Genomic DNA, 16,116 nt, shown 5'->3' with positions numbered 1-16,116 from the left:
CTCAATCGCGGTCGTCCACCGGTTTGTAGGCGACCCCGCCGACCATGACCCGTTCCTCGGGAAACCGTTCCCGCAGGGCCGGTCCGGCGGGCCACCAGTCGTCCAACTGCACCAGGCCGGGTTCGATCAACTCCAACCCGCAGAAGTATTCGAGTATCTGCTGGGTGGTGCGATACCAGCCCGAACCCAGCCCCTTTTCGGTGAACCGCCGCTCGAGTTCCTTGGCCAGTACATGCAATTCCGGCTCCGCGGGGCCCGGATCGTGGAAATGACTGATGGCGACGTAGGAGCCCGGTGGAAGTAGATCCACGTAGTTGCGCACGAGTCCGGCAGGGTCGAGTTCATCGTCCACGTGGTGCAGGAGCCCGCACAGGATGAGCCCGATGGGCCGGTCCATATCCAGGTACCGGGTGACGGCCGGATGGCGCAGCAGTGTGCCCGCTTCGAGAAGATCCGAGGGTACGAAATGGGTGTTCTCGTTCTGCTCCAACAAGACCCGCCCATGCGCATTGCATACCGGATCGTTGTCGACGTACACCACCTGTGCGTCGGGATTCTGCTGCTGGGCGACCTCATGGGTATTCGCCACGGTCGGCAGGCCCGCGCCGATATCGAGGAATTGATCTATTCCCGCGGGGCCGGCCAGATGCCGCGTGACCCGGTGCAACCAACGCCGGTTCATGATCGAGACATCGCCTTGTCGCGGGGCGACCTCGAGAATGGCGGCATACGCCGCTCGGTCGACGTCGTAATTGTCCTTACCGCCCAGGCTGTAATCGTAGACACGGGCGATACTTGCGCGGGTGGTATCCACTCCGACAGGCTTACGTACGCCGGTCCGGGGAGCCGGTTCGGCCATGTCGACCTCTCTCTGTACGAAAGAAATTGAAGAATATGTGAATCAGGTCACCTAGCGTAGAGCGCGGGGACGAGGCAGGCAATCGGCGCCGAAAGAATTGTCCGGCAATGGATCACCGTGCTCGCCGGATGGCATCACCTCGTCGTGGCCGACCGCGAGTAGGGAAAGAAATCTGTGGGGCAGTGGAATACGCGCGAGGGGATGGTCCGACGCCGACGGCTGATCCGGCGCCGAACCCCTGGATCGGCTAGCGGTCGGCCTTCACGCTGTGTAGCCGGGCACCACCGGTGGGTCGTTTGTACCCGACACCACCGAGGACCACCTGTTCCTCCGGCAGACGGGGCCGGGCCGGCGGTCCGGCCGGCCACCAGTCCTCCAGCTCCACGAGCCCTGGTGGTATGAATTCCAGCCCGTCGAAGTACTCGAGTTGCTGCTTCCGGGTGCGGTACCACCCCGAACCCAGCCCCATTTCGGTGAACGCCCGTTCCAGGCTCTTCGCGAGTTCGTGGAGTTCGGGATTCTCCTCGGCGGGGTCCCAGAAGTTGGTGATCGCCACATACGATCCTTCGGGCAGTCGCGCGATGTACTCGCGCATCACACCCGCGGGATCGAGCTCGTCGTCGAGATGGTGCAATAGCCCGCACAGCACCATACCGATGGGGCGGTCGAGATCGAGATACTGGAGAACGTTCTTGTTCTCCAGCAGGGTGTTCTCCTCGAGCAGGTCGGCGGAGACGAAATGGGTGTTCTCGTTCTGCTCGAGCAGCACCCGCCCGTGCGCGTTGCACACGGGATCGTTGTCGACGTAGACGACCTTGGCTTCCGGATTCTCCTGCTGGGCGATCTGATGGGTGTTGCCGACGGTCGGGAGACCCGCGCCGATATCGAGGAACTGGTCGATACCGGCGGGGCCGGCCAGATACCGGACCACCCGGTGCAGCCAGCGCCGGTTCATCCGGGAGACATCACCCTGGCGCGGTGCGATCCGCTGGATTTTCTCGAAGGCCGCGCGGTCCACCTCGTAGTTGTCCTTGCCGCCGAGGCTGTAGTCGTAGACGCGGGCGATACTGGGCCGGGTGGTGTCCACTCCGACCGGTACGCGAACCCCTGTCCGAGGAGCCGGCTCGGCCATGAATACCTCTCTCTACGTTAGGAATCGAACAGGGCGATGGTATGCCGTGCCCGCGGTGGCGTTCCGTCAGGCTCGGGTATCGCGTTCGAGCGTCTTGCCCGGCAGCCAGCCCCCACCCAGATGAGTCACGCGCCACCAGTCGATATCGATGACAACGGCCGTGACGGGAGTGGCGAGGAACGGCTCGACCTGGGGTTCCTTGCGCAGCAGAGCCTGAAAGGTCTCGTCTCGGTCGGCGTCGTCGAGCAGGGTCGCCGTGCCCAGTCCCTGTGCGAAAGGATCGGCGATACTTCCCGGTACGACCTTGACGCCCGCGTTCGGATTGGCTGCCAACTGGTTCAGGGTCCGGCCCCGGTTCTCCAGGATCAGGGTGAGGCGGAACGGATCATCGTCGAGGTTGGCGAAAAAGGCGCTGGTGGCCCAGTTGACACCCTCTTTGGAGGTGGCCAGGTCGATAGTGGAGTGGGTGAGGACTTCGGTGAGCTTCTTGCGGATCTCGAGGGTGGTGACATCGTCGGCCATGGTGCTCTCCAAGCGTTTTCGGTGTGCTGGGTGGTGCGGGGTCGCGAACTCCGGAAGCGGAGATCTTCGGACACGATCCGGCCCGCGCGGTTCCCCGATGCGCGGCCCGGGGGAGAGGTCGCGCCGGGACCCGGAATCGAACACACCGGCCGGTACGTCGGCGCGGGGCGGGGGGACGCACGGTATGCTGGGAACCGCTCCAGCGATACTCACTGCGTCTGCCGATGCCCTCATCGGTGTCGTCTCCCCAGGTTTTCGAGGTAATGGTGGGCCGGTGAGTCGTGTCCCGGGGAGTCTACGCAAGGAAAACCGATACCGCGTGCGAACGCGAAGAAGCTACGTGCAAGCGGCGCTGTAGGATTCGATTTCCGGATTACAGCGGAGTTTGCCAGGGAGAAGCCGGTCCCGTCCGCGGTGCGTGTATTGCCGGAAATATCACGTACCGGAGAGTAGGATCGCTCGCCGACCGGTGCGGTTCGTCGGTGGCGGGCGCCGTACGATGCAGCACAGCACGAACTGGCCAGAGGCGATCATGACACACCAGCAGGACTATTCCGATATCCCGGATCAGGCGGAAGCCGATCGGGGGCCGACCGTATTGCGTATATCGCTCGGTAGCAGATTGCGGCGTTTGCGGGAGGCGTGCGGAATCAGCCGTGAGGATGCCGGTGAGCACATTCGCGGCTCGCATGCCAAGATCAGCCGGCTCGAGCTGGGTCGCACCCGGTTCCGGGAACGGGATCTGCTGGACCTGTTGAAGCTGTACGGAGTCGACGATCCGGACAAGCTCGCGGTGTATCTGGACCTCATGAAGAAGGCGAACGATCCGGGGTGGTGGCAGCCCTTCAACGATGTTCTACCGAACTGGTTCGAAACCTATATCGGCCTGGAGCAGGCCGCTACCACGATCCGTACCTATGAGGCGCAGTTCGTTCCCGGTCTGCTGCAGACGGAGGCCTATGCCCGCTCGATCATCACGCTCGGTAACGACGACGAGACCGAGCGCCGGGTCGGCATGCGGATGCGCCGCCAGGACATCTTGAGCCGCGCGGCGGCGCCCACGCTGTGGGCCGTGGTGGACGAGAACGCCCTACGCCGCCCCTTCGGCGGGTATCCCGTACTTCGCGGGCAGATCGAGCATCTCATCGCGGTCGCCGAGCGCCCGAACATCAAAATCCAGGTGCTGCCGTACTCCGTGGGCGGGCATCCCGCGGCCGGCGGGTCCTTCAGTATCCTCCGGTTCCCGGAGCCCGAGTTGCCGGATATGGTCTACATGGAGCAGCTCACCACCTCGCACTATTTGGAGAAGAAACCGGATGTGGAGGTGTACATGACCGTGATGAACAAACTCAGCGTTATCGCCCTCACCCCCGGCGAGAGCCGCGACTATCTGCGTCAGGTGCTGTCCGAAACCCCCATGGAGTAAGAGCTCCCGCGATGCCGGGACGGGGGAGAGGGGGCTGTGGTCGCTCCGGTGCCGAAACGCGGAACCGGAGGAGCCCGAGGCTTACGCCGCGAGCCGCGGATCCCGTGCTGAGGGATCATCCGGCGAGAATTCCTGCCGACGCTCCACGGGACCCGCCACTACTCACTTAAAAAATATTCATACGTAGATATGCGCATCTAACTATGTATCCCTTCCATCACACCGAAAGACCGAAAAGGAACAAAGAAGCCCTCAATGGTAGGAAAGAAGCGTGGCCGCTACAGGTGATAACTCGGTGCCCGCTCGTTCACGTGCCGTCTCCGAGGTGGTCGAGCTGGTCAGTGCGCTGATCCGCTTCGATACCTCCAATACCGGCGACCCGGCCACCACCAAGGTGGAACGGGAATGTGCCGAGTGGGTGGCCCGGCAACTGGAGGATGCCGGGTACACCACGGAGTACGTCGAATCCGGCGCCTCCGGACGAGGAAATGTGTTCGCCCGATTGCCCGGAGCCGATCCGAGCCGAGGTGCGCTGATGATCCACGGGCACCTCGATGTGGTGCCGGCGCAGGCGGCGGACTGGAGCGTGCACCCCTTCTCGGGCGCCGTCCGGGACGGTTATGTGTGGGGCCGGGGCGCGGTCGATATGAAGGATATGGTGGGGATGATGCTGGCGGTGGCTCGCCAGTTCAAGATCGAGGGCACGGTCCCGCCGCGGGATCTGGTGTTCGCCTTCCTCGCCGACGAGGAGAACGGCGGTAAGTGGGGGTCGCAGTGGCTGGCGCGGAATCGACCCGACCTGTTCGAAGGAGTCACCGAGGCGGTAGGGGAGGTGGGCGGTTTCTCGCTGACGGTTCCACGCCCGGACGGTGGTGAGCGGCGGTTGTATCTGGTGGAAACCGCGGAGAAGGGTCTGGGCTGGATGCGGTTGCGGGCGAAAGCCCGCGCGGGGCACGGATCTTTTCTGCACGAGGACAATGCGGTGACGATCCTGGCGGCTGCCGTGGCGCGCCTGGGTACCCATACGTTCCCCCTGGTGCTCTCCGATTCGGTCGCCGAGTTCCTGGCCGCCGTTTCGGAAGAGTCCGGACTGGAGTTCGATCCGGGGGGCCCCGATATCGAGGGGACCCTCGCGAAACTCGGTTCCATTTCCCGGATCATCGGTGCGACCCTTCGGGATACGGCCAACCCCACCATGCTGAACGCCGGCTACAAGGCGAATGTCATCCCGCAGACGGCGGAAGCGGTGGTGGATTGCCGTGTCCTTCCGGGCCGTCTCGCGGCCTTCGAGCGCGAAGTGGACGAGCTGATCGGCCCCGATGTGGAGCGCGAGTGGGTAACCGAACTCGGTTCGTACGAGACGACCTTCGACGGCCACCTGGTGGATGCGATGAACGACGCGATCTTGGCCCACGATCCGCAGGGGCGTACGGTGCCGTACATGCTCTCCGGGGGCACGGACGCGAAGGCCTTTGCGGATCTGGGCATCCGCTGCTTCGGTTTCGCGCCGCTGCGGCTCCCACCGGAGCTGGATTTCGCGGCACTGTTCCATGGTGTCGACGAGCGCGTTCCGGTCGAGGCGCTCGAATTCGGCACCGATGTGCTGGAACACTTCCTGTTGCACAGCTGATCCGATTCGAAAGAGGAGTAATGACCGACAACCCTTATGACGCTTTGCCCGCGGTACCGTCGTTCACCCTGACTTCCGCCGATGTGACCGACGGTGCGCCGTTGGGCAACGATCAGGTCAGCGGTGTGTTCGGTGCGGGTGGCCGGGATGTGTCGCCGCAGCTGAGCTGGTCGGGTTTTCCGCCGGAAACCAGGAGTTTCGCGGTAACGGTCTACGATCCCGACGCCCCGACCGCCTCCGGTTTCTGGCATTGGGCGGTGGCCGATATTCCGGCTTCGGTGACCGAGCTGGCGGCGGGGGCCGGTAGCGAGGGTGGACAGTTGCCGGCGGGCGCGGTGACCCTGCGCAACGATGCCGGTTTCCCCGGTTTCGTCGGCGCGGCGCCACCTGCCGGACACGGGCCGCATCGCTACTACATCGTGGTGCACGCGGTGGATGTGGATTCGCTGGGTGTGCCCCCGGAGGCCACGCCCGCTTTCCTGGGCTTCAACCTGTTCACGCATACGTTGGCTCGCGCGATCCTGGTCGGTACATACGAGCAGTGACGAGTCGTGCCCGAGCACTGTGGCCCCGGTACACCACCGGGGCCACAGTGCTGCTTCAGCCGCGTATGTCGAACACGTTCTCGGGCACCGGATCTCGGTAGAGCGCCGTAATCTGCGTGGCGTACTTATCGGCGATCGGTACACGTTTGAGCGACATCTTCGGGGTGAGTTCGTCACCGCCCGGTTCCCAGACGGTGTCGACGATGGTGAACCGTTTGATCTGTTCGGCCCGGGAGAGTTTGGTGTTTCCGGCCACGACCGCGGCGCGGACGTCCTCGACGATACGGGGGTGGTGGGCGAGGGCGGCGATATCGGCGTCGGTGGCGTCGATATCCTTGGCGCGTACGGCGGCCATATCGGGGTCGAGCATGACGAGTGCGGTGATGTACGGTTTGCCCTCGCCGATCGCGACGACCTGACCCACGAGTGACGAGGCGGCCTTGACGGCGTTCTCGATATTGCTCGGGGCGATGTTCTTACCGCTCTCGTTGATGATGAGTTCTTTTTTGCGGTCGATGATCCGCAGATAGCCGTCGGGGTCGAGGCTGCCGACATCGCCGGTGTGCAACCAGCCGTCGGGGTCGAGAGCTTCGGCCGTCTTGTCGGGCATACCGCGATAGCCGTGGGTGATGATATCGCCGCGGACGAGAATTTCGCCGTCCTCGGCCAGGCGGAGTTCGAGCCCGTCCACGGGCCGGCCGACGGATCCGGGCCGGGGTTTGTCGAGTTCGGTGTAGGTGGCTACTCCGGTGGTTTCGGACATGCCCCACACCTCGGATACGCAGAAGCCGAGGCCGAGAAAGAATTCGAGGGTTTCCGGCGGTATGGGTGCGGCGCCGGACGAGGCGACGCGGAGGGCGTCCAGTCCGAGTGCGGCGCGTACCTTGGCGAGGAGCAGTTTTTCGGCGAGGGCGTGCTGGATGCCGAGGAACGGGCCGCGGCCGGTGCCGGCCAGGTCTGCTTTGGCGGCGGCGATGCCGGTGGCGACGGCCCAGGTGGCGATGGCTTTTTTCGCACCGGTTTCGGCGCCCAGTTTGGCTTCCACGCCGCCTTTGATCTTCTGCCACACCCGGGGAACGCCGAAGAAGACGGTGGGGCGGGCGTCCGGAAGGGCGGCGGCGATCTCGCGCGGATCGGCAACGGTGGTGATCTGGATACCGGTGACGAGGTTGATGGCGTGCCCGGAGATGCGGTCGGCGACATGTGCGGCGGGTAGATAGGACACGGCACGGTCGTCGATACCGACGTCGAGTGGACCGCTGGCGAGCGCGACGATCTGGGCGAGGATATTGCGGTGGGTGAGTTCCACGCCCTTGGAGGGGCCGGTGGTTCCCGAGGTGTAGATGAGGGTGGCGAGGTCGCCGGGTTCGACGGCCTGCCAGGCGGCGTCGAAGTCGAAGCCGGGGTCGGGGTTGTTCTCCAGGTCGGTGAGGGTGGTGGCGCCTTCGGCGGGCCCGTCCACGACGACGAGGTGTTCGATGGGTATGCCGGCGGCGCGGATGGTGGGGAGGAATTGCTGTTCGGTGATCACGACCTTGTTGCCGGCGTTGGTGAAGACATGCGCGATCTGCTTCGGGGAGCAGGTGTTGTAGACGGAGAACGGGGTCGCGCCGATATGGAGTGCCGCGGTATCGATCAGGTTGAATTCCGGGCGGTTGGTGAGCATCACACCGACGGTGTCGCCGCGCCGGACTCCGAGGGCGGAGAGTCCGGCGGCGAGGACTCGGACCCGTTCGCCGTATTCGCGCCAGGTGATCTCCTGGGTGCCGCCGACGGTGCGTAGGGCGACAGCGTCCGGCCGGAGGGTGAGGGTTTGCTGAAAAGCCGCGGGCACCGTGTGGACGATGGTGCCGGTGCGGTGCGCGTAGGCGATTTCTGTTGTCATGGTCCGCTTCCCGAGGTGCTGGGTGTGCCGCGGCTCTCTGGGGGTGGCGCTGCTGAACGGGCACCGACCGGCCGCGCAAGTGACACAGATCACCAATACTAGCCGGGAATCGGATGAAGCGATGCGTTTCTGTCCGGGCCGGTGGACGATGCTGTATGAGACTACCGCCCGCGCCGAGGAGATCCCGACGCTCGATGTTGACGATCTCGACCCGGTCAACCGCTGCGCCACCGTGGTCCGCAAGGGCGGTGCCCGCGATGTCGTCTACTGGCAGACCGGGCTACTACCGCGGATGATCGCGGGCCGTCGAGGTGGCCCGCTGTTTCTCACCGACCGCAAGGCGAAGCTGTCGGTGGCGCTCACCGATGTCGACCCGGCCAGCACGTTCGCGGCGGCGGCGAGATGCCCGGTGCGGGTGTAGGCGGCGAGGTCGATTCCGGCGTAGCCGCGGATCATCACATCTTCCGGCCGGCGGACAGCAGGGCGAGAGCGGCGGCGCGTGCCTCGTCGCCGACGGTCGTTGAAGGTTGGTGCGCGGCGACGATGGTCGCCCCCTCGACGAGCATGAGGAGTTGGCCGGCCAGTCGCGCCGGGTCGGCGGCTCCCGCGCGGGTCGCGATGCCGGTGAGCAGGTCGCGATAGCCGGCCAGGTGCTGGGCGGTGATGGACAAGACGGCTTCGTCGCGGTGCTGGGCGGCGGCATTCACCATCGCGCAACCGCGAAATGCGGGTTCGGCATACCACCGGCCGAGGGCGTCGAACACGGCGGTCAATTGCTCGGCCGGGTCTCCGCCCGCAGAGTCGACTGCTTCGGTCAGCCACGTGATCACCTTGTCGCTGCGTGCCTGCAGTACAGCGTGCACGAGCCCGTCTTTGGTGCCGAAATGCCGGTACAGGGTCTCTTTCGAAATGCCCAGCCTGACACATAGTTCCGCCACGCCGAGGCCGTCGATTCCTCGCTCGTACAGGAGTGGAGCCGCCGCTTCGATGATGGTGGAGCGGGTGCGGGCGGGGTCGATAGTCGAACCTTTGGCAACGGGCACACCTAGATGGTACCGATAGGTTCGATGGCATGCTAGCGTTTGATGGTACCGATCAGTTCCATCTAGAGGATGTCATGTCGAAGATCGCCCGAATCGGCGTACACATGGGCTGCGCACATCACCATCACCCCACGGCAGGCACCGGTACGCGGCGGTCGCTCGGATGGTCGTAGCAACCGAACAGCTCAGGCCGACATGGCAAGCCGCTCGCCTTGCTCTCGGCACCGCCAACGGTTTCGGATACCTTGTCGGCGCGTTGGCGACCACGGCTGTCGCTGCTCGACTGGGAACTGCGACCACCTTCCGGGGCGCCATGATCCTGACCGCCGTGGCGCTGGCCGCCTCGGCCGTGTATGGCAACCAGCTATTCCTACTCGCCACCAGGGCAATAGCGGGTGCGGCAGGCGCGGCGGTCTTCATCAGCGGCGGAGTGATCGCATCGCGTCTGTCCGTCCGAAGCTCATCCGGTACGCCCATCACCGTGTACTTCGCCGGCGCCGGACTGGGCATCATCGCAAGTGGTGCAACCCTTCCCGTATTGCAGGACAACTGGCGAGCAGGCTGGATCGTCCTGGGAATCGCGGCGGTAATCGCCACAGTGGTGAGTTGGTCGGCTGCCATCGGCGACGGCGATACACCGGATCCCGGCGCTACCGGCCGGGCACAACTGCGGCCACTGGGCCCGACACTGCTCGCGTACCTGTTGTTCGCGGCGGGTTATATCACCTACATCACCTTTCTCTCCGCCTATCTCGCCGATAATGACGCCCCGATCGCCCGAATCATCACCGTATGGGTGACCTTGGGGCTGGCGGTTGTCGTAGCTCCGCTGGTCTGGCGACAGGCGATTTCGCGTTGGCCGACCAACAGAACGCTTGCCACGGTGTTGTCCACTCTCGGCGGCGGCGCGGCGCTCACACTGGTGGCGCCCACCCCCGCGATGGTCATCGGCTCCGCCGCCATCTATGGCGCGACATTCATGATGGTTCCCGCAGTGGTCACCACCCTCGTCAAGAACACTGTCCCACAGTCCGGCTGGACCGCCACGCTCGCGGCCTGCACCACCGTATTCGCAGCTGGGCAGACCGCAGGTCCGTGGGTCGCAGGCATCGTCGCCGATCACACCGGCACCGCCACAACGCTGGCCTGGACCGCGATTCTCTGCGCCGCCGCAGCAGCAATGGCGGCGGCCCAACCCATCACAACGTCCCGATCACCACAAGGAGCTCGACCATGACGACGTTCGTTCTGATCCCCGGCATGTGCCATGGTGGCTGGTGCTTCGACCAGCTCACCGACGAACTCCACCGGCACGGTCATCGGGTCATACCGTTGACGCTGACCGGAATCGCCGAGCGCCACCATCTGCGGCACACCCTCGTAAACCTCGACACCCACATCCAGGACGTCACCGCCGTACTGGAAGCCGAGAACATCCGCAACGCGGTGCTCGTCGGCCACAGCTATGGGGGCATGGTCATCGCCGGTGCCGCCGACCGCGCACCCGAGCGGGTCAGCTCGCTGGTCTATGTGGACGCGATGGTTCCCGGGCACGGCGACTCCTGCTTCGGCCTCGTCTCCGACGCCGAAAGGCAGTGGTACCTCGATGTCGACGACACCGGCGCCGCCACCCGCCCGCTCCCGTTCTTCGATGCGCGAGCCACACCGCATCCCCTGGCCGCGCTCCTCCAACCCCTGCGCCTCGAGTCCGACCTCGCCCACATCCGGCGCAGAACCTACATCTACGCCGCCGGCTGGGAAACTCCCTCCCCGTTCACCTCCGTCTATGAACGCCTGCGCTCAGACCCCGACTGGTCCACCCACGCACTGAACGGGGGACACAACTTGATGCGCGATGCCCCCGACGACCTGCTACGGATCCTGCTCGACCGTGTGCCCCCGGACCCGAACGCCCAGCGCCGAACTGATACTCCCGGACCAGCGCTGGGGGAGAGTCTGTTCAGGTAACTGCTCCGCGCGAACGCGCAACCACACCGGGCTCATACGAGATCCGATGCACAGCTGCCACCACTCTGTGCCTGCTCTACCTCGGGGTTCAATGCCGGGTTCGAGTCTGCCCCCCCGGCGGTCCTACTCGAGGGCAGGGTCGTCGGGGTCACGCAGCGGCCGGACCTGCCCCCCCCCAGGTCGGGCAGTACGAAGCTGTAGTGCTCGGCCAATCCGAGACCGAGACATGAAATCACCTCTACAGCCCAACACCCGCTCAGGGAACGACCGTCACGGCGCTTAGCACCGGATTTCGGCCGGGTGCTCCTCTAGTGCCTGTTCTGCCCTGTGGGATCAGTGCTTTTCGGCGGTGAGCCGGATGATCCGGTCCACCTCGTCGACTGTCGGCATCGTGCCGGGGATATCGCCGGCGAAGGATTGGGTGGCGACCATTGCGGCCGTAGCCCAGGCGAAATCGTGTTCGTCCGCGAATTTACGGGCCGCGGCTGTATCGCGGTCGCGGGTTGCCGACAGGAGGCGGTAGATGAGCGCGCCGACGAAAGCGGACCGGGAACCGGGGATATCGGTGAGGGCTGCTGCCTGCATACGGGGGATATCGAGGGTCAGGCGGTCGGAGCGTACTGTGCACCCGAAATCTTCGATGACGCATACGGCCGGCGCGCCGAGCATCCGCAGTTGCTCGGCGATATGAGGTCCCGAGCGGGCCGGCACCTCGGGGATGAGGTAGTCCAGTTCGCGGGTGGAGCCGATGAGGTAGTCGACCGAACCGAGGTAGCGATAGAGGATCTGCGGTGTTTCGACCTTTGCCGAGGTCACCAGGACCGGCGGTCGATCGGGTAGTGCCTGGAGCATGGCCAGGGCCTGCTCGATGACCGGGAGTGGTGGTTCGAGCGTGAAGAGGACGGCATCGGAGCCGGTTACAGCGGACCGGATGGTGGGGCCGGTGAGCTCGGTGTCCGTGAGCCGGATCCGGTCGTCGGTGCACGCGATGGTGCCGGTGACTCCGGTCCGGCTCACGAGGAGGGCGGTGATCGGTGTGGCCGCGTTCGGCACCACCTTCACCATGGAGGTGTCTATGTTCTCGGAGCGTAGATAGTCGACGATGCGGTGCCCGCCCTCGTCGTCGCCGACCGAGGTGACGAACCGGACGTCGAGTCCCAGGCGGGCTGCCGCGACCACGCAGTTGAGGCCTTTGCCGCCCGGATTGGCCGTGAAACGGCCGCGGGCGAAGCCGCGGGCCTCGGGGATGGTGTCCACCTGGTAGACGTGGTCGATGACGGCGTCGCCGACGACCGTGAGGGTTCCGGTGTGCGCGCGGCGGCCGGCGGTGCGGCCGTGCCGATCGTCGGTGTGGACGGCGCCGGTGACCAGTAGGGCGGCGAGCGCGGTGAAGGCGCGGCGTTCGGGAGTGGCCCGCAGGGACCGTACGGTGGGGGTGGGGGGTATGGGATCGGCGTCGGCGATTTCGTGTAGCCGCCGCCAGTTCGCGGCGAGGTATTCGCGGCGAGTGCCCAGGTCTTGTGAGTAGAGCGCGCTCGGGTCGATCTCGGTTCGGCCGGTATCGCGCAGCAGTCCCAGGGAGAGTTCCGCGTCGGCGATCACCCGGTGCGTTGCGGGTAGCTTACGCGCGTGCTCGCGCACGACGGGTAGGACGGCTCGGATCCGGGTGGTGGCGTGGGTTTCGGCATACCGCCGGACGGCGGGCAGGTCGAGCAGGGGGGTTATGTCTATCTCGGTGGTGTGCAACCGGTCCAGGCTCAGGCCGGAGCGTTTGCAGAGCCGGGTGAGGATATCGCGGATGGCGACGATGGCCGTGTCGTCGTGAGGGGCCATTCGGTGCACCTTTCTGCTGTTTCCCGTCGCCCGGGCCGTGGTCGGCCTGCTGTCGGCAATAACCATAGTTCAAACGGCTTTTGACATGACAGTTGACCCGGTAGACTGTCAAATGACACTCTAAGAGTAGCTTTTTCCCCTCAGGGAACGGGAGGGCTTGTGATGACACTGAGGACAGTCCTGGGTCTCGGGCGTCGTGTGGAACCGCGCCGGGGAGCGGACCGCGCCAAAACGGATCCGGAGCCATCCTCTGCGAAGGCGCGCTGAGCGCCCGCGAGTCATTTCCCTCGACGGCAGCGATGCCGTGCCGGCCGATCGGTTCCCGGCCCGGTCTCGGTGCCGAGCTCCCTGAGGAGGCAGCTGTGACCATCCATCTCACCCACTGGCTGATGACCAGTGGTATCTCCCCCGAATTCGCCGAGCGTGTGCAGACCCGGCACGGCTCCTGGTGGCGGCTGAGCTGGCTGCCGGAGCGTGACCTGTCCTTCGAGCAAGCGTGTGCCGGTATGGAAGTGGACGAGATCCTGTCCGATCCCGCTCTCGTGAACGACGAGGCGGCGCTCGCCTATGCGGCCCAGCAGGTGGATCTGCTGGGGCTGGTCTGGGAGCAGGTCGTGCATCTGCTGGCGAACAGGGTGCAGGCGCGTTTGCTGGAGGCCGAGTTCTTCGACGACCGGGTGCCCGCGGGCCCGTCGGTGCACGGGCCCGGCCCCATCCGCAGCGGATCGGCCGCCTGATTCACGCGGTGCCGGTCAGCGGTGCGCCGCGTGACCGGCACCGACGGCGTCGGCGAGGCTGCGGTACCCGCCGGCGCGGAGCCGGTCGGCTATACCCCGGTGGATACGGCGGGCCCACAGCGGACCGCCGTAGATGAACCCGGTGTATCCCTGGAGGAGCGACGCGCCGGCGAGAATCCTCTCCCAGGCCTGTTCGGGGGTTTCGATACCGCCGACGGAGACCAGGGTCAGCCGGTCGCCGACCCGGGCGTAGAGCCGGCGCAGCACTTCCAGCGAACGGTCGGCCACCGGCGGCCCGGACAGCCCGCCGGCGCCGAGGGCGGCGACTTCCGCCGGATCGCTGGCCAGCCCGGTGCGCCCGATGGTCGTATTGGTGGCCACGATCCCGGCCAGGCCCAGTTCCACGGCGAGGTCGGCCACGGCGTCGATATCCTCGTCGGACAGATCGGGCGCGATCTTGACGAGCACGGGGACCCGCACACTGTCGAGTACCGCGGTCAGCACCGGCCGCAGTGATTGCACGGCCTGCAGGTCCCGGAGGCCGGGGGTGTTGGGGGAGCTGACGTTGACGACCACGAAATCGGCGAGAGGGCCGAGCAGGCGGGCGCTGGTGGCGTAGTCCTCGGCGGCGCGGTCGGCCGCGACGACCTTCGTCTTGCCGATGTTCGCGCCGATCGGCACGCTGGGCACGCGGCCGTGCAGCCGGGCGGCGGCGGCCGCCGCACCGTGGTTGTTGAAGCCCATCCGGTTGATCAATGCCCGGTCGGCAGGCAGCCGGAACAGCCGGGGCCGCGGGTTGCCGGGCTGGGCGGCGGCGGTGACGGTGCCGATTTCGGCGAATCCGAACCCCAGGGGCCCCCACGCGTTCACTCCCGCGGCGTCTTTGTCGAATCCCGCGGCGAGTCCGAGGGGCGCGGGGAATTCGACGCCGAACGCGGTGGTGCGCAGGATCGGATCGTCGACTGCGAAGAAGCGGCGCAGCAGTGCCCGGCCGGGCGCCAGGGCGGTGGCGGCGCGGATCACGCCGAATACGAGGCCGTGAATACGTTCGGGTGGAACCAGGAACATCAGGCGGAGCAGTAATCGGTACAGCACTGTGGTCATAGCTCCGTGGCGTGCCCCGCAGGGCTGGTGAGTGCGGTTTTGCGGCGGCGCAGCAGGACGCGGCGGCTGCCGTCGGTGTAGGCGCGGACACGGGACAGTTCCCAGCCGCCGAATTCGGCTTGGATGGCCAGTCTCATGGACGCGGTGACGCGGGTGACATCGGGTGGTAGACGCAGCGGTATGTACTCGTAGTCGTCGCTGCTTGTTTCCCAGGTGGGCGGGAGCGCGGTACGCGGGGTCACTGCACGTGGAGTGGATGCCATCATTGCCCTTCCTTGCGCTGGTCCGCGGTGATCCGCTGCAGACCTGGTTCGGTGGCGGAGCCGATGTAGAGATCGCCGGTTGCGTCGTCGACGGTCACCGCATCGGGCTGTCGCACGGTGGGGTAGCGGCCCACCTCGTCCGGTGTTCCCGTCGACAGGTCGTAGCCGACGATCTCGTTGCTCTGCGTGCACGTCACCCATACGGTGTCAGAACGCCGGTCGTAGGCGAGTGCGTAAGGCGACGATCCTACCGGGTAACGCTGTCGCAGGACGAGGGGATCGGTGGTGAACACCAGGAGCTGCCCGCTGTCGGGATCGGTGACGATCACCCGGTCGAAGGATGCTTCGACCAGATTCGCGGCGCCGGTGCCGGCCCGCAGGGCCAGCCCGAGGTGATCCTCTCCGGGTTCGATTTCGGTGAGCAGGGTCTGCCGGCGGTCCAGTACGGCGAGGGTGTCGCCGGTGAGCGCGAGGGCGTCGGCTGAGGCGAGGCCGGTCACGGTGCGCTGGATCGTGCCGTCGCGCCCCAGGAGGTGGACGCGGCCGTCGGCGGTACCGGCCACGAGGGTTCCGTCCGGGCGGGCCCGGACGGAGCGTAGGTCGCCGTCGACGGGGATCTCGGTTATTTCGCGTGTGCCCGCGTCGATACGCAGGATCATTCCGTCGGCGGCGGCGAGAATCTCGCCGGGGGCGCCGGGGGCGATGGCGGCGACCGGCGCGGGTAGCCGCACCTGACGACCGGTGGGAGATTCGGAGCCGGAGGCGAGCAGGGTGAGGGTGGTTCCGCCGGTGTCGAGCCCGGCAAGGTTCCCGCTGCCGGGTTCGGTGATCAGGGCGGTCAGCGGCGCCGCGACCGGCAGGACCTGTCCGGCCGGGGCGGTCGCGACGGGAGGGGAGACGGCCGGGGTGGCCGGTTCCCGGGTGGGTGCGTCCCCGGCCCCGGTGTCGGATCCGGTGGAGCAGCCGGCCAGCAGGAGGGCGGCGGCGACTGCCGCGGCGACGGCGCCGCCGCGTGGCCGCCGGTGCCGAACCCTTCGCGCTGTGCCCGGAAACGCCCGATACTGCATTCGGTTATCTGACCATGAGCGGGTAGAGCGGGATGTCAGCGGGGTATACGGGGGTGTTGGCAGCGGTGTCCGGGAAGACCGGATTACCGTATGTATCGGGTG

The 16,116-nt window shown here is 66.3% G+C and carries 16 protein-coding genes; 7 read left to right on the top strand and 9 right to left on the bottom strand.

Annotated elements, in window-relative coordinates; all coding sequences use genetic code 11:
• Position 1 precedes the first annotated feature (1 nt).
• The 3 genes from ACYR7D_RS21545 to ACYR7D_RS21535 all read right to left on the bottom strand — a co-directional run bounded on the left by ACYR7D_RS21545 (position 2) and on the right by ACYR7D_RS21535 (position 2,513).
• A complete protein-coding gene (locus ACYR7D_RS21545) occupies positions 2 to 814 on the bottom strand; it encodes an SAM-dependent methyltransferase (RefSeq protein ID WP_459546339.1) in 813 nt (270 codons plus the stop codon).
• Positions 815 to 1,106: 292 nt separating this feature from the next.
• A complete protein-coding gene (locus ACYR7D_RS21540; protein WP_459546338.1) occupies positions 1,107 to 1,991 on the bottom strand; it encodes an SAM-dependent methyltransferase in 885 nt (294 codons plus the stop codon).
• 66 nt (positions 1,992 to 2,057) lie between these two features.
• Positions 2,058 to 2,513 carry a hypothetical protein gene (locus tag ACYR7D_RS21535; protein ID WP_459546337.1) on the bottom strand — a complete coding sequence of 152 codons (456 nt, stop codon included), beginning with the start codon at positions 2,511 to 2,513 and terminating at the stop codon, positions 2,058 to 2,060.
• Positions 2,514 to 3,045: 532 nt separating this feature from the next.
• On the opposite strand from ACYR7D_RS21535, the gene ACYR7D_RS21530 reads away from it, so the two are divergent.
• From ACYR7D_RS21530 to ACYR7D_RS21520, 3 genes are all read left to right on the top strand, one after another.
• On the top strand, positions 3,046 to 3,939 hold the full coding sequence (locus ACYR7D_RS21530; protein WP_459546336.1) for a helix-turn-helix domain-containing protein: 894 nt from the start codon (positions 3,046 to 3,048) through the stop codon (positions 3,937 to 3,939).
• Positions 3,940 to 4,234: 295 nt separating this feature from the next.
• Complete coding sequence (locus tag ACYR7D_RS21525; RefSeq protein WP_459546335.1) at positions 4,235 to 5,569, top strand: M20/M25/M40 family metallo-hydrolase; 1,335 nt, start codon at positions 4,235 to 4,237, stop codon at positions 5,567 to 5,569.
• A gap of 20 nt (positions 5,570 to 5,589) precedes the next feature.
• Complete coding sequence (locus ACYR7D_RS21520; protein WP_459546334.1) at positions 5,590 to 6,114, top strand: YbhB/YbcL family Raf kinase inhibitor-like protein; 525 nt, start codon at positions 5,590 to 5,592, stop codon at positions 6,112 to 6,114.
• Between the two features lie 55 nt (positions 6,115 to 6,169).
• Here the strand turns inward: ACYR7D_RS21520 and ACYR7D_RS21515 are convergent, their stop codons facing one another.
• Positions 6,170 to 7,999: an AMP-dependent synthetase/ligase gene (locus ACYR7D_RS21515; RefSeq protein WP_459546333.1), complete on the bottom strand. Its 1,830-nt coding sequence runs from the start codon at positions 7,997 to 7,999 to the stop codon at positions 6,170 to 6,172.
• Positions 8,000 to 8,147: 148 nt separating this feature from the next.
• On the opposite strand from ACYR7D_RS21515, the gene ACYR7D_RS21510 reads away from it, so the two are divergent.
• On the top strand, positions 8,148 to 8,420 hold the full coding sequence (locus tag ACYR7D_RS21510; RefSeq protein WP_459546332.1) for a hypothetical protein: 273 nt from the start codon (positions 8,148 to 8,150) through the stop codon (positions 8,418 to 8,420).
• 34 nt (positions 8,421 to 8,454) lie between these two features.
• On the opposite strand, the gene ACYR7D_RS21505 is transcribed toward ACYR7D_RS21510, so the two are convergent.
• Complete coding sequence (locus tag ACYR7D_RS21505) at positions 8,455 to 9,042, bottom strand: TetR/AcrR family transcriptional regulator (RefSeq protein WP_459546331.1); 588 nt, start codon at positions 9,040 to 9,042, stop codon at positions 8,455 to 8,457.
• A 109-nt stretch (positions 9,043 to 9,151) separates the two neighbouring features.
• Between ACYR7D_RS21505 and ACYR7D_RS21500 the strand changes: the two genes are divergently transcribed.
• Positions 9,152 to 10,279 carry a YbfB/YjiJ family MFS transporter gene (locus ACYR7D_RS21500; RefSeq protein ID WP_459550237.1) on the top strand — a complete coding sequence of 376 codons (1,128 nt, stop codon included), beginning with the start codon at positions 9,152 to 9,154 and terminating at the stop codon, positions 10,277 to 10,279.
• Entirely contained in the window at positions 10,276 to 11,010 is a 735-nt protein-coding gene (locus tag ACYR7D_RS21495) for an alpha/beta fold hydrolase (protein WP_459546330.1), read from the top strand. Before ACYR7D_RS21500 ends, ACYR7D_RS21495 begins: the two co-directional genes overlap by 4 nt.
• Positions 11,011 to 11,343: 333 nt before the next feature.
• Here the strand turns inward: ACYR7D_RS21495 and ACYR7D_RS21490 are convergent, their stop codons facing one another.
• Complete coding sequence (locus ACYR7D_RS21490) at positions 11,344 to 12,843, bottom strand: carbohydrate kinase family protein (protein ID WP_459546329.1); 1,500 nt, start codon at positions 12,841 to 12,843, stop codon at positions 11,344 to 11,346.
• Positions 12,844 to 13,205: 362 nt separating this feature from the next.
• Here ACYR7D_RS21490 and ACYR7D_RS21485 point away from each other — a divergent pair, with 362 nt between their 5' ends.
• Complete coding sequence (locus tag ACYR7D_RS21485) at positions 13,206 to 13,580, top strand: hypothetical protein (RefSeq protein ID WP_459546328.1); 375 nt, start codon at positions 13,206 to 13,208, stop codon at positions 13,578 to 13,580.
• Between the two features lie 15 nt (positions 13,581 to 13,595).
• On the opposite strand, the gene ACYR7D_RS21480 is transcribed toward ACYR7D_RS21485, so the two are convergent.
• From ACYR7D_RS21480 to ACYR7D_RS21470, 3 genes are read right to left on the bottom strand one after another with little or no spacing between them, the layout of a single operon-like run.
• Positions 13,596 to 14,672, bottom strand: coding sequence for a quinone-dependent dihydroorotate dehydrogenase (locus ACYR7D_RS21480; RefSeq protein WP_459550236.1), 1,077 nt, complete (start codon positions 14,670 to 14,672; stop codon positions 13,596 to 13,598).
• Between the two features lie 8 nt (positions 14,673 to 14,680).
• The gene (locus tag ACYR7D_RS21475) at positions 14,681 to 14,947 is read right to left on the bottom strand and encodes a DUF5703 family protein (RefSeq protein ID WP_459550235.1); all 267 of its coding nucleotides are present in this window, start codon (positions 14,945 to 14,947) and stop codon (positions 14,681 to 14,683) included.
• Complete coding sequence (locus ACYR7D_RS21470; protein WP_459546327.1) at positions 14,947 to 16,014, bottom strand: YncE family protein; 1,068 nt, start codon at positions 16,012 to 16,014, stop codon at positions 14,947 to 14,949. The genes ACYR7D_RS21475 and ACYR7D_RS21470 overlap by 1 nt, the downstream gene beginning before the upstream one ends.
• Between the last annotated feature and the right edge of the window lie 102 nt (positions 16,015 to 16,116).

The organism is Nocardia sp. X0981, assembly GCF_977089955.1.
The sequence above is the reverse complement of the archived record's forward strand: the minus strand, read 5'-3'. Positions and strand labels throughout refer to the sequence as shown.